Below are 20,210 nucleotides of genomic sequence, written 5' to 3' on the forward strand. Positions count from 1 at the left end.
GTCAGACCTCCGCACTGGGCTGGCTGGGCACACGTGACTGGGTGAGGGCGTTGGGCGAGTGCGTGTAGCGAATGTTGTCGAGGTTCTCGCGCAACGTGGTGAGGTATCCGTGAGCTTTCCTCTTTTGCTCGGGGAACATCTCATGCTCTGTGAACCGGGCAAGGTGATAGAGCCTCAGGAATCCGTCGAGTGCGGCGAAGTCAAGGGGGAGATCGCGCAGTGCTCTGGTGACGAAGTCGGTTGCGGTATCCGAGTTGACACGTTCAAAGCCCACTGCTTCGACGGCGAGTTCAAGACTGCGCCAGGCTTCCACGATGGCGTTGCGAGGTGGTAGCGAGCCGTCTAGGGCGGACAAGGCGTGATCGAGCGCCCGAGTAACCTCTGGGATGAGCACTTCGGTGAGCGCGTCATCGGGGTCGCTGTCGGCCTCGGCTCGCTCAACGGGTTCGTAGAGGCGTCGGTTTGCCAGGAAGTTCTTTCCCGTGCGGATCGCAGTGGCCAAGAACAACACCAGAACGAACAGCAGCAACCCTGTGATGAGTAAGTACACGAGGTTGTTGCCCTCAGGGTTTGGAGGCAGATCGGGTTGGGCAGACTGTTCCTCGACTACCCCCTCAGACTCCTCAAAGGTCAGCATCTCAAAGTCTGCCTGCAGGTCGGGCAACTGCACCGAAATGCCCCGATAACCCGTGACCCCGATGAGCGCAACCAGCACGCACACGCCAGCCAGGGCCACATACCGCCACGAGAAAGGCACCAGGTTTTTCATCGGGTCCCCGAACTATCGCAGCAGGCTGACCGCATACGCACCAGCGGCAGCGGCGGTCAGGAAGGCAAGGGGGTCGCGGTCGTAGCCGCGCCCCATCGTCGACAGGCGCACAGGGCTTGCGGCGAGCGCGCCGTGCAGGTGGTCGCTGACGGGAACGGACACATACTCATGCCAGGGTGCGCTGACACGCAGGTCGTCGATTTGCGACGAGATGAGCGCAGCCAGACCCTCGTTGCTTTCCAGCGCCTCAGGGACGGCGAGGTCAGCAAACCAACCTTGAGCGGTATCGAACTGGGGGGCCACTACAATTCCCGGGGAGGTCGCGACTCGGCCAAGAGCCGTGCGCGAGTGGTGGGATACTCCCTGGTGGCGTTCGCGGTGGTCCGAGCCGGAGACGCGCAGCGAACCGATGGCACGTCCGCCAAGAATCGAGGCCGCGTTCATGGCCTCACCAACCGCGACACCGGAGAAACCCCACCTCGTGCCCGTGCCAAGATTTCCCGGGCCTTGGATCACCACTGCAATGTCGGCCCTAACGACATGACGTGCGGCAAGCAGACCCGAGTACACGTTGACCGCCTCATAGTCACCGCCGTAGGCCTGACCAACCGAGATCGTAGCGGCAAGCCAGCCAGAATCGCGCATCTGCGCCACAGACATCGAGAACCACGCAGGTAGCGCCCCACCATCGGACATGACGTAGGCAACCTTGGGTTCCCCCATCCCGAGCACGGCGGCAGAAACACGGAGCCCAATCAAGATCGCGGGCAACGACGAATGCAGATCAGCGGTAATGACCGGCATGCCATCAATCGAGTCCGCATCCTCAAGAACCGAATGGAACTGCGATTCCTGCTCATCAACCCCTAGCACCATCGCCTGAGTAGGGGTGTACCGCGCCTTCACAAGATGACCCGGCCCCGACGCAGGTGCCCCCGAGGTACCTGTCGAATCGTCGGGAAGCACGGCTGCGACCATCGCATAACCACCGGTACCAAGCCCACGATCAAGCGCACTCGTGTTCAACACGACCAGTGAGCCCACCTCGACCTCACCGATCAACTGCGGGTAGGCGAGTGCCTTCGCCTGCCAGTCAGGAGCACCAATCACCTCAAGTTCCTGCGCACCCGTCCACGACCGACCAAGAGACACAACTTTTCCTACACGCCAAGTAATCACATAACCAAAGGTACTGGAATAGGGTTGGAGGTGATGAAAAACGCCACGCCCCCTGCAGAACGCCTCCTCAACCTGGTGATCGCACTCATGAACGCGACCACCCCCATGTCGCGGCGCGAAATACAGGCAACCGTTGCCGGATACGACCGCAACAGCGACCCCAAAGCAGCCGAGCGCATGTTCGAACGCGACAAGGACACACTGCGGGAACTTGGCGTGCCCATCGTGACAGTCGAATCCGCCACCTCACACGCCGAGGAAACCGGATACCGAATCGACAAAGACCAGTACACACTCGGCGAACTCGAACTCGACCCCGCCGAAATCGGTCTACTGTCGCTCGCCACGCAGTTGTGGCGCGACACCGCGCTCGAATCAGACTCCCAACTGGGACTCACCAAACTCAAGTCCACGGCCGCCTCCACGGACAGTTCCGTACTCATCGGGTTTGACCCACGCGTAGGGACGGACAGCCCAGCACTCGAACCCCTACTCGAAGCGGTAACCGGGCGCCAACGCGTCCAGTTCGACTACCGAACAGGACACACAGGCGAACAAACCAACCGCGAAGTCGAACCCTGGTCCGTCCTCGCCCGCGGCAGCGGCTGGTACGTCGTCGCCTGGGACACCACCCGCCAAGCGCAACGAACCTTCAAACTCAACCGGATCGTCGGCAATGTGAAACGCATTGGCGCACCAGCCGCATACGACATCCCACAAGACATCGATTTCTCCGCGCTACTCGCAGCAACCGAGACAGAAACACAGACCGCACAGCTCGCCCTGCGAGCAGGACGCGGCGGAGCCTTACGCCTACGCGGACGCGAATCCAACCACGTAGTACCGCGCGGTTACGACGCCATAACCCTCACCTTCCACGACCTGACGGAACTTGCCGACGAATTGGCCGGGCAAGCAGACGCCGTACTGGTCTGCGCACCACCCGAACTACGCACCCAGGTGATCGCACGACTACGCGCCGCAGCCACGCTCAACAGCTCTCCACGCACAGGCAACCCTTCAGCCACGAAGGAGGCACACAATGACTGAACCAACCCCCACCGCGCGCAAAAAACGCACCCCCGAAACAGCCGCAACCCGCACCGCACGCCTCCTCGCACTCGTCGGATACCTCTCCCACAACGGCGAAGCCACAATCGACGAACTCGCAGCACACTTCAACGTCACCGCCAAACAGATCCGCGCAGACATCGACCTACTCTGGGTCACCGGAACCCCCGGATACATGGCCGACGACCTCATCGACTTCGACGCATTCGCCCTCGACCAAGGCGTCGTCCGACTCACCGCCGCGCGCGGACTCGAACAACCCCTCCGACTGGGCATCAAAGAATCAATCGCACTACTCGCCGCGCTCAACGCACTGCGAGGCATTATCACCGCCTCAGACGAAAGCGACCTTGGCGCAAGCTCCACCACAGTCGAACGCCTCATCTCCAAACTCACACTCAACCTCGGCGAAAACTCACGAGCCCTCGACGTGCAACTCTCCCGTGACGGGGCAGGCTCCGCGCTCGCGGTGCTACGAGGGGGCATTGAGACAAGCACGCCCGTGCGATTCACCTACGTGAATGCTTCAGGAGAAACCGCCGAACGCGTGGTTGAGCTGTGGTCAATCTTCAACCAGTCGGGTCATCTCTACGCTCAGGGGTTCTGCCGCACAGCGGATGGGCCACGCGTGTTCCGACTCGACCGCATGGGATCGGCCACTCTCCTGACGGGAGACTCGTACCAGCACGAGAAGGGGCACGAGCCAGGGCAGGCGCGAGTTCCGCGTTCTGGGAACACCGTTGTTCTGACTCTTCACCCACACGGGCGCTGGCTGGTTGATGAGGTTCCCCACGAGCGGTTGTCAGAGGCGCCTTCCGGGTTGGTCGAACTGACCGTGGACGTATCGCGTCCACAATGGCTTGTGGAGTTCTTGCTCGCACATGCTGGACATGTGGTGAGCGTGTCTCCACCCGAGTACGCGAACCTCGTGGCGGACAGTGCGGCACGCGCATTAGTGCAGTACGGTGACCTACAGGAAAGCCAAGGAGACTAGCATGTTGAACGTTGCCTTTTGGGCTGTCGCGATCATTAGCGCACTCGCGATGCTTGCGAGTCTCACCTGGTTGCTGTGGCTTCGTGCCCGCAACACACTGCGTGCAGGGGCGTGTGCCACGGAACAGATCAGTGCAGCGTTGGCGCAGGCTCCCAGCGCCGAGGATCTGATGCAGCGCGGACTGCTGAGCGAGCCGCGAGACACGGATGTGTATGGGGGACCGGAACGAGCCGCCCAACTACGCGGCGAACGGCAGGATCGCGCTGCGGACCGGGCACAGCGTAAGCAGGAATCACGCGAGAAGACGTATCGTCGGTGGGCTGCGTACTACGGTGACTAGTCGGTTCGCCAACTACCAATCACTTCGTACAGGTCGCCACATTTGACTGTGTGGGTAGTTGACTAACCGGCGTCGAAGCGGTTCGATAGTTCCATGCGGCTAGGCCGGGTTTTTACCTGACGCGGCACACGCTTAGGATGTAATGACGCACCGAAGTTTGGAGTTTGAATAATGCCTGGTATGAGAAGCGTATGGCACTGGGTTCTGCTGATTGTCGTGATTCTGTTGGTCTTCGGGTCGAAGAAACTCCCAGACATTGCCCGCAGCGTTGGCCAGTCGATGAAGATCTTCAAGAAGGAGATCAAGGAACTCACGGATGACGATGCTCCCGCACAGTCAAACCCCGCCGAATCGGTTTCCAGCGCTGACACCGCCGACACGAAACGCAAAGACAACGCATAACCGTGTCAACTTCCTCGAACGACAAAAAGCGTTCGGCGAAAGAGATCCGCAGATCGACGAAAGCCCGCCGCGCCCAAGAACGACGTGAGGCCAGGAGTCGAATGACGCTCCTGGAACACTTCAACGAACTCAAGCGGCGGCTTTTCTATGCCGCCATCGTTATCGTTGCCTGTGCCATCGGCGGATGGTTCCTGTTCACGCCGGTATTCAACGCCCTCCAGGAACCGCTCATCCAAGCTTCCAAAGACACCGGACTCGACGCGAACATCAACTTCGCGGGTATCGCCACCGGGCTTGACTTCCGTTTGAAGATTTCGTTCTTCATCGGCTTCTTCATCTCCAGCCCGTTCTGGATGTTCCAGTTCTGGTCGTTCATCACACCGGGCCTCACCAAGAAAGAACGCGCCTACACCTACGGGTTCCTTGGCGCAGCGATTCCGCTGTTTCTCGGGGGAGCGTACTTCGCCTGGTGGGTTATGCCCCGAGCTGTACGCATCATGGTGGGATTCGTTCCAGAGACTGCCTCGCAACTGATTTCAGCAGACGTTTACCTGAGTTTCGTCATGCGCCTACTCATCGCGTTCGGCCTGGCCTGTGCGATGCCCGTTCTCCTGGTGGCATTGAATTTCCTCGGCATGATGTCCGCACACACAATGCTCAAGGGCTGGCGCTGGGCCGTTGTGCTTGCCTTTACATTCTCCGCAATGATGACGCCAACCCCGGACGCCCTGACCATGATTCTGGTTGCCCTGCCAATCGTGGGTCTCTACTTCATCGCCGTTGGTGTGGCAAGCATCCATGATCGGCTTGAAAAGCGTCGCATGGACGCACTCGATAAGGAACTACAAGACTACTGACATGGCCGTATCCGAAACCCACCCCCATATCGGCCTCGTCATCAATCCCACCGCAGGGCTTGGCAAAGGAGAACACGCCGGAAAACAGGTCATACGCGAGTTCACACGCTACAACATCAACTTCACTGACCTGTCCGGCACCTCGGCTATCGATGCGCACGCAAAAGCACGCGCTGCGAGTCTCGACGGCCTCGACGCCCTCGTCGTGGTTGGTGGTGACGGCATGGTCAACCTCGGCGTCAACGCCACCGCAAAAACATCCACTCCACTCGGTATCATCGCCGTCGGTTCTGGAAACGACTTCGCTCGCGCAATCAATCTCCCCATCAACGATGTCCGAGCCTCCATCGAGGTCATTGCCCAAGCCCTTGAGGCGGGTTCAATCACCGCCTACGATGCAGGCGTTGTAGAGCCACACCTGCAAGAACTGTCTCCAGCGCGCGTATTGCGGGCGAAATCCCCTCAGGATGTGCGCCATTCGCAGTCCACGCGACGCTGGTTCGCTGGAACGCTCTCACTAGGGTTTGATGCCGCAGTGAATCTCCAAGCAAACACCTACTCGTGGCCCAAAGGGCACCTCAAATACCTGCGCGCAGTGGTTTCTTGCCTCAACAAGTACAAACCGTACGGATACTCCATCACCATCGAGGGCGAGACCATCGAGATGACGGGCACACTCGCCGCAATCAGCAATGCTCCCTACTTTGGTGGCGGTATCCCCATTGCCCCGCACGCTTCCCTCACCGACGGCAAACTCAATCTCATGCTCGCCGACGCCTTGAGTGTCCCGCAGATCATGCGGATCTTTCCGAAACTCTACTCCGGTAAACACCTGGAGGAGCCTGCTGTCTCGACTCGCGAAGTCACCGAGGTCATCATTGGTCCAAGTGATAGGGCTCAGTTCCCACCAGTTGCTATGGCTGACGGTGAGGTCATCAGTCCCGTCCCTGTGCGAATCACGGTGGACCCAGGCGTGCTGCGGGTTCTCACCTGAGTGTTTTTTCTCCTACCCGGTGATTAGGCACCGATGTGAAACACAGATTCGGAAATCGCGCCGATGATTGGCGTTCCTTCTTCGTCAAGGTCAGCGAGGAGCAACAAGTCTGGCCTCTGGTTGAGCGGAACGCCCCGTAACGTGACGTTTCTCCCGTAGATGCAAATAAGCGTGGGCTGGGCAGGGTCCTTCGATAGGCTTAAGGCATGTCTCCGAAACGCTCGAGGGTTCGCGAACAGAAACGCGCAGCGCTCCGCACCTCTCCATCATCCCGCCCCCAGAGCACAGAGCCATCACCAGCCGAAAGGTATGCGGCTTTCAAGGAACGCGCCACACTCCATACGCCACACCTTGAAGCGTTCGAGGCGAACTTCGATTTCCCACTCGATCCCTTCCAACTTGAGGCCTGTGCAGCGCTTGAGGGTGGTAGTTCCGTTCTCGTTGCGGCGCCCACCGGTGCCGGGAAGACGATAGTGGGGGAGTTCGCCACGCATTTGGCCCTTGCCACTGGTAAGAAGGCCTTCTACACGACCCCTATCAAGGCGCTGTCCAACCAGAAATACAATGACCTCGTGCGCCGCTACGGTGCCGATTCGGTTGGCCTGTTGACCGGGGACTCCACCATCAACGGTGAAGCATCCATCGTGGTGATGACCACCGAGGTATTGCGCAACATGATCTATGCGCAGTCCTCAACCCTGGACACGCTCGGGTACGTGGTCATGGACGAGGTTCACTACCTGGCCGACCGGTTCCGGGGCGCGGTGTGGGAGGAAGTCATCATCCACTTGGACCAGTCGGTGCGCCTCGTGTCGCTGAGTGCAACGGTGTCGAACGCGGAAGAGTTCGGCGACTGGTTGGAGGCCGTACGTGGTGACACCAAGGTGATCGTCTCCGAACGCCGCCCCGTACCGTTGTGGCAGCATGTCATCGTTCAAGGTAGGGGAGACCACCCCGGCGGCATTCTGGACCTGTATGCGCACACGGTTGATCCGACTGACCCGGGCGTGAACCCACCGATTAACCCCGACCTGCTCAACGTCATGCGGCGTGGAAGTGACTCCCTACACAACCGCGGGTCATGGGGCGGCCGTGGTAAGCACGGTTCCTCGCAGCGTACCGGGCGGCGTGGCCCGCCACGGTTCGCGGTCATCAAGGAGCTTGAAGAGGCAAACCTGTTGCCCGCGATCTACTTCATCTTCTCGCGCGCAGGCTGCGATGCCGCTGTTGCACAGTGTTTGGCCACCGGCATTAGCTTGACCACGGAGCAGGAAGCCGAGCAGATTCGGATCATCGCGGAGTCTCGCTGCACCAACGTTCCAGCCGAGGACCTCAACGTGTTGGGGTTCTGGTCGTGGATTGAGGGCCTGACCCGAGGTATCGCTGCGCACCATGCGGGCATGCTGCCACTGTTCAAGGAAACAGTCGAGGAACTGTTCTCGCGTGGACTCATCAAAGCCGTGTTCGCCACCGAAACCCTTGCGCTTGGGATCAACATGCCCGCCCGCACGGTGGTCATGGAGAAACTGGTCAAATGGGATGGCACCTCACATGTTGACCTGACACCGGGTGAGTACACCCAGTTAACGGGACGTGCTGGACGCCGCGGAATCGACGTCGAGGGTCATGCGGTGGTCGTTGACCACCCGGGACTCGACCCTGTTGCTCTGTCCGGTCTAGCATCAAAACGCCTGTACCCACTCAAATCGAGTTTCAAGCCAACCTACAACATGGCCATCAACCTCGTAGACGGCTACGGTCAAAAACAGGCCAGGGAAATCCTTGAATCCTCGTTCGCGCAGTTCCAGGCCGACCGTGGTGTCGTTGGCTTGGCCCGTGCGGCAAGCGCGAATCGCGAAGCCCTAGAAGGCTATGAACAGGCCATGCAGTGCGAACTCGGTGATTTCCCGAGTTACATGCAACTTCGTCGCAAAATCTCGGAGCGAGAGCGCAAACTTGCGGGGGAGAACAAGAACGCAGCACGCACCGAGCTGATCTATCGACTGACCAAACTGCGCCGCGGCGACGTGGTGGAGGTTTCTTCCGGGCGTTCGGCGGGCTACGCGGTGGTCGTTGACCGGGGCAAGGACACGGGTGCCGACGGCCCGCGCCCCGCCGTGCTCACCGAGCAGGGTAAGGTTCGGATGGTGTCCCTCGCTGACCTGCATGGCGGATTCGAGGTGATCGGCTCACTGCGGATTGGCCAGCAGTTCAATCCGCGAAAACCGGCAGAACGCAAGGACCTCACCGCTAAGTTGAGAGCCGCGCTCCGCAACGGTGACGGTCTGACGCCTGTGCCCGATAATCCCTACTCGGGTCCAAAACGGCGCAGCAGTTCAGCAGACGATATCGTACTCCAGGAACTACGCCGGGACCTGCGCGAACATCCGTGCCATGCCTGCCCAGACCGTGAGGCCCACGCCCGCTGGGGTGAGCGGTGGACCAAACTCATGCGCGAGCAAGAGACCCTTCTGCACAAGATCAACAACCGCACAGGGTCCATCGGTAAAACGTTCGACCGGATCTGCAAGGTCCTCCTCGAACTCGAATACCTGCACCGAGACGAACACGGTGACTTGCATGTCACCGAACCCGGCCACGCACTCTCGCGCATCTACGCAGAAAATGATCTGCTCGTCGCCAGGTGCATCGAAAAGGGACTGTGGGACGAACTCGAGGCGCCGCAGCTAGCGGCGGCTGTGTCGCTCGTCGTTTATCAGTCGCGCCGCGATGATGAACCCGATCCGCGCATCCCAGGTGGGCCGCAAGGAAAACTCGCGCGAGTGCTTGACGAGATGATTCGTGAATGGTCGCGGCTCACCGACCTCGAAGATGCCTACAAGGTCAAGGAGACCGGCGACCTCGACACCGGGTTGATCGAGGCGGTGCACAAGTGGACCCGGGGGCGTTCGCTCGACTCGGTCCTCTCCGATGCGGATTTGACTGCCGGTGACTTCGTGCGGTGGGCGAAGCAGATCCTTGATGCCCTGGACCAGATTGCTGGGGTTGCCCCAAGCCAGCGTCTGCGGACAACCGCGACCAATGCAATCGACGCAATCAAACGTGGCGTCGTCGCCTATTCATCCATCTAAACCAGCCGTCATCAGGAGTTTCTGTGTCCGACACGCCACACTCGATTCTGTTCCGTAACGGGTTTGTGCACTCGCCAACCGATCCGTTCGCGACCGCGCTCTTCATTGAGGACGGCGTGATCGCGTGGATTGGCGACGATGACACGTCAACCAGCTTCGCCTCCCGCGCTGAGAAAGTCATCGACGTGGACGGGGCACTCATCGCGCCTGGTTTCGTGGATGCGCATGTGCACCTCCTGGAAACCGAATTGGCGTATCGGGCGGTCGACGTGTCACCGTCTGCCGGTGGTACGTCGCGCGAGGCCGTCCTAGACCTCATTCGAGACCGGCTGTCCGCCGGTGGTGTGGGGCAGGCTCGCGCGCTGAGCACGACTGGATACGACGATTCGGGGTGGTCGGGACCCGGCGTGACGGTGCACGATCTGGACACAACGTTCGGCGACGTGCCACTGTATGTGCCCCGGGCCGATCTGCACTCGGCGGTCTGCTCAACGGCATTGCTGCGGGCAGCAGGACTCGACGAGTCCGCACTGTCTGACGGACGATTGATCAATCGGTCCCACACTGCGGTGCGTGACCACATCCGCGATGTGTCGGCTGAAGAACGCGACGACATCTACCGCAGCATCCTGGCCCGGGCTGCGAGCCTCGGGTTCGTCGCGGTTCACGAAAACAGCGCGATTGGTATCGACACTCGCGAGGGCCTTGCCCGCCTGATCGAACTCACCACCGATTCGTCGAGCGGGTTGCCACTCGTGGTTGGGTATCGCGGCGAGTTGGTGTCCACCGACGACGAGTTGGCGCAGATTCAGCAGCAGGTTCCGGGCCTGCGTGGGCTGGCTGGAGATCTTTCTGCGGATGGTTCCATTGGGTCGCGTAGCGCTGCCATGCGGGAACCCTATGCTGACGCTCCATCAACTAGCGGAACGCTACATCTGAGTGAGGAACAGATCTACACTCACCTGTTGATCTGTTCCTCAAAAGGCATCACGGCTGGCTTCCACGTCATCGGGGATCGCGCGCTGGACACCGTGTTGGCTGCGGCGCGCAGACTCGCTACAGAGCCCGGCATGCTGAGTGCAATGCGTCGTGGCGGACACCGGCTCGAACATGTGGAGCTCGTTGATTCCGAGAGTATTGCTGCGCTCGTGGAACTTGGCTTTGCAGTCTCGGTTCAACCCGCATTTGATGCCTACTGGGGTGGCGAGGGCGACCTGTACGAGCAGCGCCTGGGGGCGTCCCGCCGGGCGCGCACCACCCCCATCCGAGACTTTTCAAGGGCCGGTGTACCGATGGCCTTTGGTTCCGATACCCCCGTCACGGCGCTCGACCCATGGGGTGCCGTAGCCGCGGCACTGTTCCACAACAATCGCGATTTCCGTATCTCCGCACGCGCCGCGTTCAAGGCTCACACGCGTGGCGGATGGCGGGTAGGCGGCGAACCCAACTTCATGGCGGGGGAGTTACGAGTCGGAGCGCCCGCACACCTTGCCCTGTGGCGCGCCGATGAACTCGGTGTTCAGGCCGAGAATGACGGCCGCTCAAGTTGGACCACCGATGCCCGTTCGGGTTCACCGCTGCTACCCATCCTCGAACAAGAGGCGATTTCTCGTGGGCAACGCCCACAGTGCGTGGCCACGCTCCGCGAGGGTGTCTTCCTGTACAACACTCTCTAGCTTCCCTGGTTTGACATGTTCGGCACGTGAAGAGGACTGAATGGATTACTCACGCTGACATGGGATGATCTCTCTTAGTGGACGGTCATCCCATTTCACCCGACCCATTTCCTCCTATTCGCGCAGACCACGCCACTTAAACCAAATTTGTGGACAACGGCCCGTTCACCTTTTCGTTATCTTGCGTTAGGTTAGTCACTAACTCTGCATCGCTGAGCATCCCTTTCTACAAGCAGCATGCTGTCGAAGGAGATACTCCAACAGGGCGCAGCCCACGTGTTCAGTAGAAAACGGTACGCAATGCACCGGTACGAAGGACACGTGGGCTTTTATTATGCGTGTGGCACACGCAGCAGTCGCTTCACTGACCTTACAGAACATGACGGTAACCTTGGTCAGGTGAACTCCCGCCGTATCCCTCGATGGTTGTCTGTCATCCTCGCCGCAGCGAGTGGTGTCCTCCTTGAACTTGCATTTCCCGGGACCGATGTCTGGGCACTCGCGTTCGTGGCAATCGCAGGTCTGTCCCTTGCGACGCTGCGCGATGGAGCTTGGTGGAACTTCCTTGTCGGGACCGTCTGGGGGTTCGGATTCTTCCTCCCGCACATCATGTGGGCTCAGTACGCCGTGGGCGGTAACCTGCCGTGGATTGCCCTGTCTGCCTTTCAAGCCCTCTTCATCGGCCTGTTTGCCTCTGCATGGAGCATCGTGCGTCGCAACGATTGGATTGCACGAAACTCACTGCGTTCTGCGGCTGCTTTCGCGCTGTTATGGCTCGGCGCCGAATCCTTGCGTGGCTACTTTCCGTGGGGTGGGTTCCCCTGGGGGAGACTCGGGTTCTCCCAGTCGACGTCTCCTCTCGCATCGTATGCCTGGCTTGCCGGAATACCGCTCATAACGTTTATCGTCGCCTTTATCGGTTTTTTGACAGCGGTTGCTGTACTCGCCCTGTTGCAACTGGATATGTGGCGGCTTGGTTCTAGCGCTTTTGTGGGTGTTGTCGTCATCCTTGCGGCGATATTCATCCCACTCAGCAACAAGGCTCAAACGGGAACACTGCACGTTGGAGCGGTTCAAGGAAACGTGTCCAAGCCTGGCGCCGATGCCTTCGCCAACCGGCAAGAGGTGCTCGACAACCACGTCGCGGGAACACTTGCACTGGCCGAGCGAGAAAACAGCGATCTCCTCGACGTGGTGGTCTGGCCCGAAAACGCCTCGGATATCGATCCGCAGGTGGATGCAGCGGCCGCTGCTCTCATAGACTCAGCCTCGGCGGCTGTCGGAACTCCAATCCTCGTGGGTGCCCAGGAATACCCAGCGACAGGTGGCAGGATTAACCTCTCACTGCTCTGGCAACACGGTCAGGGAGTTATCGGCTCGTATGCCAAGCAGCGTCCCGTACCATTTGGCGAGTACATCCCGAATCGCAACTTCTTCCGGAGGCTCTACCCAGACGTGGACCGCATCAGCACGGACATGTTCGCCGGAACTGAACCTGCGGCACTCGACGTGCCCATCGCTCGCCTCGAGCGCGACGTGACAGTGGGACCCATCATCTGCTTCGAGGTGGGAATCGACCAGGTCATCCACGACTCCATCACAAACGGAGCAGAGATCCTGTTCGTGCAGACCAACAACGCCTCGTTCGGCCCGACAAACGAGTCAATCCAGCAACTTGCGATGTCACGCCTTCGGGCCATCGAAACCGGTCGGGCCGTGGTGCACGTATCAACGGTTGGTGTCTCAGCGATCTACACGCCCACAGGTGCCGAACTCGAACGGACCGGCCACTTCTCAGCCGAACAGATGATGCAGGAACTGGTCCTACGCGACAGCCGAACGCCAGCGGTATTCTTGGGCGAGATTCCCGTCTGGATTTCGTGGGCTGGTAGTGTGTTGCTGCTAGTCACTGGATTGTTTTCGCGTAATCGCCGCGAAGTATCTTAAGCGGAGGCACAATGTCGTCGTCCCACCCACTTGGGCGCGTGCTCGTGGTTATTCCCACGTACAACGAACGCGAATCGTTACCCATCACGGTGAAGGGTCTTTTTGAATCAGCCCCAGATGTAGAGTTGCTGGTCGTAGATGACAACAGCCCTGACGGCACAGGGGAGTGGGCCGAGCAACTGTCTGCTTCCGATGAGCGAGTACAGGTGTTGCACAGGACCGCAAAGGACGGCCTCGGCGCCGCGTATCTTGCTGGGTTCGACTGGGCTTTAGCCCGCGGGTACGACGTCATTTGTGAGATGGATGCTGATGGTTCACACCGCCCACAGGATTTTCCACGGTTGCTCGCGGCGCTTGACGACGAGTCGATCGATCTCGCAATCGGCTCACGTTGGGTTCCGGGAGGGTCAGTTGAGAATTGGCCAAAGCACCGTGAGTTTCTATCCCGTGGCGGAAACATCTACGTCAAGGTCATGCTCGGCCTCGGTATCAATGATGCGACCGCTGGGTTCCGTGCATTTCGTTCCCGGATGCTTCAAGCGCTCGATCTGGGAAATGTCGCCTCTCACGGATACTGCTTCCAGGTGGACATGTCACGAAACGTGATCGAGGCAGGGGGAGTGGTGGCTGAGGTTCCCATCACCTTTGTTGAGCGGGTTCACGGTGTTTCCAAGATGAGCGGGTCCATCGTCAAAGAGGCTCTTGGTCGCGTCACGGTGTGGGGTTTCCAGAAGCGTGGCCGCCAACTCACTCAGATCTTCCGCCGCTAACCCACGAGTGCGCACGCCAACCGATGGGGCAAAGTTCGTCCGAGTGCACATCCAAACATCATGCACCCGGAACAAAAACAGCCCATCGAGATATCTCGCAAGAAGATTGGTCAGGTACACGCGATGAAGCGCCAATCCATATATGTATGTGCAAACAAAAAGTGCGGGTGGCTGACAGTGCATTATTCACTGTCAGCCACCCGCACTAGATGTTCAACGTGGTCGCTATCCAAACATGTACACAACAGTTGTACTGAACAGCATTTACGTCCAGGCCATCTACGCAGGGGAGCCACCCCACGTCAGTGCCTCGGCGTGAACGAATCAGAATGAACCCGACCCACGGCGTAGGCGGCCCGAACGCAGCAGCTCAAGACGCTCGTCGAGAAGCTCCTGAAGTTCCTTGACAGTGCGGCGCTCTAGAAGCATGTCCCAGTGGGTACGTACGGCTTTTCCGGGAACCTCTTCAGGCTTCTCGGCATCCTGCAGCAGCGCTTCTTCACCACAGCGGCATTCCCAGACAACCGGAACCTCAGCCTCGGTGGAGAATGGCAAGATGATGGTGTGGCCGTTTGGGCACTGGTAGCGAGTCTCGAGGCGTGGAGCGAAATCGACGTTCTCGTCGGTTTCCATGCTCTTCGAGCCGATGCTCATTCCGCGAAGGGAACGATCTGCCATGTATGCCTCCAAATGTTCCATGGCCGCGCCGTGGAACTCGATCTGATGAATCGATCCGGCAGCCAAACCGCCGGAAGTCTTTGTACAAACGCGCTTCAGGGCGCGTTTGTTCCCACTGGATTCTACTAGATAACTAGGCGTCACGGGCTGAGATTCCCCGTTGGATGTGACTTAGTTACGAATCTAACGCTCCAGTATGTATATCAACGTTCCGGTATGTGCCTGGCGCTTGGCCATACTCAGCGTGCGCTCACGCATGGCTGGAGTGGGTTGCATGGATCGTTCTGTGGTTTTCTCCGGCACTCTGTGGCAACAAGTGAGCACAGTATGGCGAGGAAACCCACAAACCGCCCGAGGTTGGTGGGGTGACTGCATTCAGGGTTGGTCAGCAGTGAAGCAAGCGTTAAGTCATAACGCCTCAAGATCGTGCTCGCACAGTGATTCACCGCGAAAAGGCAGGTTCTCGCTGTTTATCACAAAATCCGATAATGTACGTTATGACAAAATAAGATCAGATTGAGCCTGATCTCCGCGATTCATCCCACTTCCCTGCGACCGGATGTATCCTCTAGTCAGAACCGCTTTCTCCGCATGAAATGCGCGGTAACACCATGATTTTGCGAACGGAAGTTCGCTGAGTAGATCGGCAGACGTAATGGCGCGCAACCTTTATGACCCCGAGAACCATACGAAGGCCTACTGGACACTCGGCATGTCAGCAGTTGTCGTCATTGCGTACATGATCCACGGATTCTTGCGAGCCGACACTGAAATACTCATCCGGCTGCGAACGCCCGGGCTACTTGTAGAAAATTTTCCCCAGCTAGCCGAGGATTCACCCGCGACTGTTCCGGCGAAGACATGGGACGCCATCCAAAGCAGTGGCTTCCCGATCCCCGAGGGCCTCGCAAGCTTCAGCACCGGCTACGGTTTAGCGGCACTTATGGTGATCGCAGCCCTTGTGGTCTACTTCATGCAGGGTGACAGACACTGGCGCACAGAGCGACTCTCGGTACGCTACATACCCCGCATCATCGTCATCCTCTCCGGTGTGCTTCCTGGAATCGTCGTCTATCTGGCGCAACGTGTCTCGTTCGCTCCGTGGCAGGAGTCGGGCATTAACTCATGGGAGCACTATTCGGTCTTTTGGCACTGGAAGATGCTTGCCCTGTTGCTGCTGTCTGTGGTTGGCGGGTTGAGTTGTGTCCATGTGTACACGACCAATCGCGAGATCAGGGAACGTCTGGCCCGTCGGGCGAACGAAACTACACCCGAGACTCCTGCTCCCCCTGCGTGAAAGATCACGCGGTTACACATAGGCTTGGGCCTGTGAATGAACTCGTATCCCGCGCATACAAAGACGTCAAGAAACTGTTCACCAGGTCGGTATTCCTGGGGGCCGCCACCACGTTGAGTGCCGCTGCGACCGTGGTCGCCGTCGACCACTATCAAAAGCGCAATATTCAGCGTAAGACGAAGTTCCCTCACCTTGAACCTCAACATGTGGAGATCGGCAATACGAGTACCACTGTGTACACGTACGGCGAGGATGTGTTCAAGGACATGCTCGAAGCGATCAACAACGCCAAGTCCTCGGTCTATCTTGAAAGTTACATCTGGAAGGGCGATGAGTACGGCCGGCGGTTCAAGGACGCTGTGATCGACGCCTATCACCGTGGTGTGGATGTCTATCTGATTTACGATTCTTTCGCGAACCTCGTGGTGCAGAAGTCGTTCTTCGACTTCCCTGAGGGGATCCACGTGCTTGCCTATCCCCTGTTTCGTCCACAGATCCTGACATTGGACCTGAAGTACACGGGACGCGACCACCGCAAGATTCTCGTGGTGGATGAGGAAGTCGGATTCGTTGGTGGATTCAACATCGGTTCCACGTATGCAACTCAGTGGCGCGACACGCACATGCGTGTAACAGGTCCTGGGGTGTGGGAACTGGTGAGTGCATTCGTGAACTTCTGGAATCACAATCGTAAGGGCCGCCTGCCCCACATTGAGCCGGTGCACACACCAGATTGGCTCCCCCGCATCCAGACCGCAGCCAATGCTCCGATCCGTCAGGTCTATCCGGTACGCAACATCTATCTGGAGGCGTTCCGTCGCGCAAGCCACCACATTTATCTCACGCAGGCCTACTTCATTCCCGATGCAGTGTTCCTGGATGAGCTACTTGCCGCGGCAGCTCGTGGCGTGGATGTCCGCATCATCGTTCCGGAGGCATCCAATCACGTGCTGACCGACTGGCTTTCACGCGGACAGTACTCCAAGATGCTGCGCGGTGGAATCACCATCTGGCTGTTCAAAAACGCGATGGTGCACGCCAAGACCTGCACGGTTGATGGGGTGTGGACCACGATCGGCACGGCCAATATCGACCGCCTTTCACTCCAGGGAAACTACGAGATCAACCTGTCTATCTATGACACCGATCTAGCTGCCACGATGGAACGGGTATTCGAGTCTGACCTGAGCAACTGTCGGCGTCTTGACCTCGACGAATGGGAGAATCGCCCCCTGCTCAATAAGGTGGGCGAGGTGCTCCTCGCTCCCCTGTCGCCGCTACTGTAACCAGGGTGAGATCTTCTCCCATGCTGGACAATTCGGGCAATTCGATGCCTCGAAATGGGCGTATATGTGAAAAGTTCTGTGAATATGCCGCTAAAGTATGATGTGTGGCGATTCTAGGTATCTGTAGTCTCAAAGGTGGCGTTGGTAAGACGTCCGTAACGCTCGGTTTAGCGTCAGCGGCGATTTACGCTGGAATGCGTACCCTCGTTGTGGACCTCGACCCGCAGGCGGACACGACCTTGGCTTTGGGGGTATCTGGCGCGGCCGACAACGATGTGGCTGCGGTCTTGGATAATCCTTCATCCTTCGTTGTCGAGTCTGCGATCGCGTCATCTCCGTGGAATTCGGAACTTCTACACGTACTTGTGGGCTCCAACGAGTCTGCCCGCCATGATGGGCCGTCGTATTCGCACCGTCTTACCAGGCTCAAGCATGCGCTGGAGTTCTTGGAGGACCGATACGATGTCATCTTGATCGATTGCCCACCCTCGTTGGGCGGGTTAACACGGCAAGGGCTTACCTCGTGTGACCGTGCGCTGGTTGTCACTGAACTTGGACTGTTCTCTGTCACGGCAGCCGCTCGCGCATTCCAGGCCATTGACCAGATCAAGAGTGAATCTGCCCCACAACTCAAACCTCTTGGGGTGTTGGTCAACCGTGTTCGTACGCGTTCTTCGGAGCAGGCTTACCGGCAAGAGGAACTGACGGGTATGTTTGGGCCGTTGATCCTGTCGACCTACATTCCGGAGCGTTCCGCCTTGCAGCAGGCGCAGGGGGCCGGCTCCCCTATCCATGCTTGGCCGAGCCGTGCTGCCCGTGATCTCGCAGATCGATTCGATGCGGTTCTCGCACGCGCGATGCGTTCGATTGCTCGTGATCACGAGATCGTTCAAGAGGAGGCTGAAGGCGAAGAGCTAAAGCGTGCCTTCGAAGAGGGGCAGCAGGCCGTTCAAGAACAGGACAGCCCGTCAAACGATGACGACTCCGTGGTGTCAGAGCCAACGGTCGTTGAAGATATCTCCGTTCCCGAGTCAACGGCTGAAGCAATCGGTGATTTCCCGGTTGTGGATGATATTCCGGTGACGCAGGCTCCGGTCGGCAATGCGCCGTTTGGTGGCAGTGACGAATTTGTGCAGTTTCAGCCAGAGTTGGACTCTGAACGAAAACAATAATGCGGTGTGCACCGATAGACGAACTTACAGTTGAGGGGCGGAACCAATCTGGTTCCGCCCCTCAACTATAAGTTCAGAGCATTGGGAACTCTGCTCCCCTGCCCACGACCCTGAAGCAGTTAATGTCAGCCTGCGTTGCGGGCGCGACGTCGCCGAGCCAGTTCATCCTCCGGTGCGGCCGGTACCTCTTCGAGTGCGTCGATTCGTTCGGCTGGAAGGGTGGCCAGTGTGCCTTCCACTTCGCGCCAGACGCGGCCAACAGCTATACCGAACACACCTTGTCCGCCCTGTACCAGGTCGATGACCTCATCCGTGGAGGTGCACTCGTACACTGAGGCGCCGTCGCTCATAAGGGTGATCTGTGCGAGATCGGAAATACCTCGTTCGCGCAGTGCCTCCACGGCGGTACGGATCTGCTGCAGTGACACGCCCGTGTCGAGCAGGCGTTTGACAACCTTGAGCACGAGGATGTCACGGAAACTGTAGAGACGGTGCGTTCCTGATCCGGTGGCTGGTCGAATGGTTGGTGCGACCAGGCCAGTCCGTGCCCAGTAGTCAAGTTGACGGTAGGTGATGCCTGCCGCGCGGCATGCGGTGGGTCCGCGGTATCCAGTCTGGGAATCCTGGTCCTCGATGCCGTCACCAAAGAGGGTTCCCTGGGAACGCAAAGGTGCTACAAATCGCGCATCACTTGGTGTGCGATCGCTCATGGATTCCTCCGCCTAGGGTTGGTTGCCTATTGTGGCTGAAAGCCGCTCCTTGCAGTTGGGACTGCAAGGGCTGGTGGTGCAACTGCTTCTTTTAAATACGCTAGAACCCAAGACCCCTATGGTCAACGACCCTGGGAGGTTTTTGAGTGCGTGTCGCACCAAAATCGATAGTTCTCCCCATTACGCTGCCGGGTGAAACTCTTGAGGAAGCCTAAAGTTTCAGTTCAGTTCGGCGATGCCGTCCCGCAGCCATACTGTGTGCAGCCGCGCAAGCAGTTCCGCCAGTTCCGTACGTGCGTTGGCTGCTTGTGCGCGTGAGCTTGAGCTGGACCTCCCTGCGAGATGAGCCACGGATTGATCGACGAGCGCCACGGCACGGTCGGCACCGGCCCGCATTGATCGCAGGTGCCGCCAGTCGATGCCAAACTCGGCTAGAGCGCAGGCCAAGCGCACGATTTCAACATCGTGTTCCGCGAACGCGACGCGGTCTGCGTCAGTATTCGCCGCTATGTGTTCGCGTAGGATTCCTGCCTCATAGAGTTCTTCAACGAACTTCGACTCAACATTTGCGGCTGAGGCGATATCAGACAGGTGACGCAGCATCGCCTGTGCGGGCGTGAACCCATCCTGAGTAGCGACGCGTGGTCCAAGAGGGGTGTCACTTTCCAAGGCGCCATTGTCTAGATCATCAAGTTGGGTTTTGATGACCTTGAGCGGAAGATAGCGATCACGCTGCTCAGTCAGTACATAGCGTAGGCGTTCAAGGTCGGCGGCGCAGTATTGACGGTACCCCGAATTGGTTCGTACGGGGTGGATGAATCCCTGTTCCTCAAGGAACCGGAGTTTTGAGTGGGTGATTGCCGGGAACTCGGTCTTGAGTGCGGAGAGCACATCGGAGATCCGCATGGTGGGCACACGAGAAACACCCTGCGGCCAAGGCGACCGAGGGTGTTCCTGCGAACTCGGTCCTGATGAG

At 58.9% G+C, this 20,210-nt stretch carries 18 protein-coding genes; 13 read left to right on the plus strand and 5 right to left on the minus strand.

Going from position 1 to position 20,210, the window contains the following annotated elements; all coding sequences use genetic code 11:
• Position 1: 1 nt before the first annotated feature.
• Both ACFSYH_RS03215 and ACFSYH_RS03220 read right to left on the minus strand, forming a co-directional pair.
• A complete protein-coding gene (locus ACFSYH_RS03215; RefSeq protein WP_377465058.1) occupies positions 2-769 on the minus strand; it encodes a DUF4129 domain-containing protein in 768 nt (255 codons plus the stop codon).
• 12 nt (positions 770-781) lie between these two features.
• Complete coding sequence (locus ACFSYH_RS03220) at positions 782-1,921, minus strand: DUF3866 family protein (RefSeq protein WP_377465059.1); 1,140 nt, start codon at positions 1,919-1,921, stop codon at positions 782-784.
• A 60-nt stretch (positions 1,922-1,981) separates the two neighbouring features.
• Here ACFSYH_RS03220 and ACFSYH_RS03225 point away from each other — a divergent pair, with 60 nt between their 5' ends.
• From ACFSYH_RS03225 to ACFSYH_RS03270, 10 genes are all read left to right on the plus strand, one after another.
• On the plus strand, positions 1,982-2,998 hold the full coding sequence (locus ACFSYH_RS03225) for a helix-turn-helix transcriptional regulator (RefSeq protein ID WP_377465061.1): 1,017 nt from the start codon (positions 1,982-1,984) through the stop codon (positions 2,996-2,998).
• Positions 2,991-4,013 (plus strand): helix-turn-helix transcriptional regulator, encoded by a 1,023-nt coding sequence (locus tag ACFSYH_RS03230; RefSeq protein WP_377465062.1) that lies wholly within the window; start codon positions 2,991-2,993, stop codon positions 4,011-4,013. Before ACFSYH_RS03225 ends, ACFSYH_RS03230 begins: the two co-directional genes overlap by 8 nt.
• A 1-nt stretch (position 4,014) precedes the next feature.
• Positions 4,015-4,353, plus strand: a complete 339-nt coding sequence (locus ACFSYH_RS03235; RefSeq protein WP_377465064.1) for a hypothetical protein — start codon at positions 4,015-4,017, stop codon at positions 4,351-4,353.
• Positions 4,354-4,533: 180 nt separating this feature from the next.
• Positions 4,534-4,755, plus strand: a complete 222-nt coding sequence (tatA, locus tag ACFSYH_RS03240; RefSeq protein WP_377465065.1) for a Sec-independent protein translocase subunit TatA — start codon at positions 4,534-4,536, stop codon at positions 4,753-4,755.
• A gap of 101 nt (positions 4,756-4,856) precedes the next feature.
• The gene (gene tatC / locus ACFSYH_RS03245; RefSeq protein WP_377465066.1) at positions 4,857-5,612 is read left to right on the plus strand and encodes a twin-arginine translocase subunit TatC; all 756 of its coding nucleotides are present in this window, start codon (positions 4,857-4,859) and stop codon (positions 5,610-5,612) included.
• 1 nt (position 5,613) lies between these two features.
• Positions 5,614-6,606, plus strand: a complete 993-nt coding sequence (locus tag ACFSYH_RS03250; protein WP_377465067.1) for a diacylglycerol/lipid kinase family protein — start codon at positions 5,614-5,616, stop codon at positions 6,604-6,606.
• Between the two features lie 206 nt (positions 6,607-6,812).
• On the plus strand, positions 6,813-9,698 hold the full coding sequence (locus ACFSYH_RS03255; protein WP_377465068.1) for a DEAD/DEAH box helicase: 2,886 nt from the start codon (positions 6,813-6,815) through the stop codon (positions 9,696-9,698).
• A gap of 23 nt (positions 9,699-9,721) precedes the next feature.
• Positions 9,722-11,374, plus strand: coding sequence for an amidohydrolase (locus tag ACFSYH_RS03260; RefSeq protein ID WP_377465069.1), 1,653 nt, complete (start codon positions 9,722-9,724; stop codon positions 11,372-11,374).
• Positions 11,375-11,773: 399 nt separating this feature from the next.
• Positions 11,774-13,321, plus strand: a complete 1,548-nt coding sequence (gene lnt, locus ACFSYH_RS03265; RefSeq protein WP_377465070.1) for an apolipoprotein N-acyltransferase — start codon at positions 11,774-11,776, stop codon at positions 13,319-13,321.
• 11 nt (positions 13,322-13,332) lie between these two features.
• On the plus strand, positions 13,333-14,091 hold the full coding sequence (locus ACFSYH_RS03270) for a polyprenol monophosphomannose synthase (protein ID WP_377465071.1): 759 nt from the start codon (positions 13,333-13,335) through the stop codon (positions 14,089-14,091).
• Between the two features lie 324 nt (positions 14,092-14,415).
• On the opposite strand, the gene ACFSYH_RS03275 is transcribed toward ACFSYH_RS03270, so the two are convergent.
• Positions 14,416-14,769, minus strand: coding sequence for an RNA polymerase-binding protein RbpA (locus tag ACFSYH_RS03275; protein WP_377465072.1), 354 nt, complete (start codon positions 14,767-14,769; stop codon positions 14,416-14,418).
• Between the two features lie 655 nt (positions 14,770-15,424).
• Here ACFSYH_RS03275 and ACFSYH_RS03280 point away from each other — a divergent pair.
• The 3 genes from ACFSYH_RS03280 (at position 15,425) to ACFSYH_RS03290 (ending at position 18,524) form a co-directional block, all read left to right on the plus strand.
• Entirely contained in the window at positions 15,425-16,066 is a 642-nt protein-coding gene (locus tag ACFSYH_RS03280) for a hypothetical protein (RefSeq protein WP_377465073.1), read from the plus strand.
• 32 nt (positions 16,067-16,098) lie between these two features.
• Positions 16,099-17,352: a phospholipase D-like domain-containing protein gene (locus ACFSYH_RS03285; protein WP_377465074.1), complete on the plus strand. Its 1,254-nt coding sequence runs from the start codon at positions 16,099-16,101 to the stop codon at positions 17,350-17,352.
• Between the two features lie 104 nt (positions 17,353-17,456).
• Entirely contained in the window at positions 17,457-18,524 is a 1,068-nt protein-coding gene (locus ACFSYH_RS03290; protein WP_377465075.1) for a ParA family protein, read from the plus strand.
• 125 nt (positions 18,525-18,649) lie between these two features.
• Here the strand turns inward: ACFSYH_RS03290 and ACFSYH_RS03295 are convergent, their stop codons facing one another.
• Positions 18,650-19,234, minus strand: a complete 585-nt coding sequence (locus tag ACFSYH_RS03295) for a MerR family transcriptional regulator (protein WP_377465076.1) — start codon at positions 19,232-19,234, stop codon at positions 18,650-18,652.
• 219 nt (positions 19,235-19,453) lie between these two features.
• The gene (gene ftsR / locus ACFSYH_RS03300; protein ID WP_377465238.1) at positions 19,454-20,140 is read right to left on the minus strand and encodes a transcriptional regulator FtsR; all 687 of its coding nucleotides are present in this window, start codon (positions 20,138-20,140) and stop codon (positions 19,454-19,456) included.
• Positions 20,141-20,210: the final 70 nt, after the last annotated feature.

It is taken from the genome of Populibacterium corticicola (assembly GCF_042683685.1).
In the GTDB taxonomy this organism is placed as follows: Bacteria; Actinomycetota; Actinomycetes; order Actinomycetales; family Cellulomonadaceae; genus Timonella; species Timonella corticicola.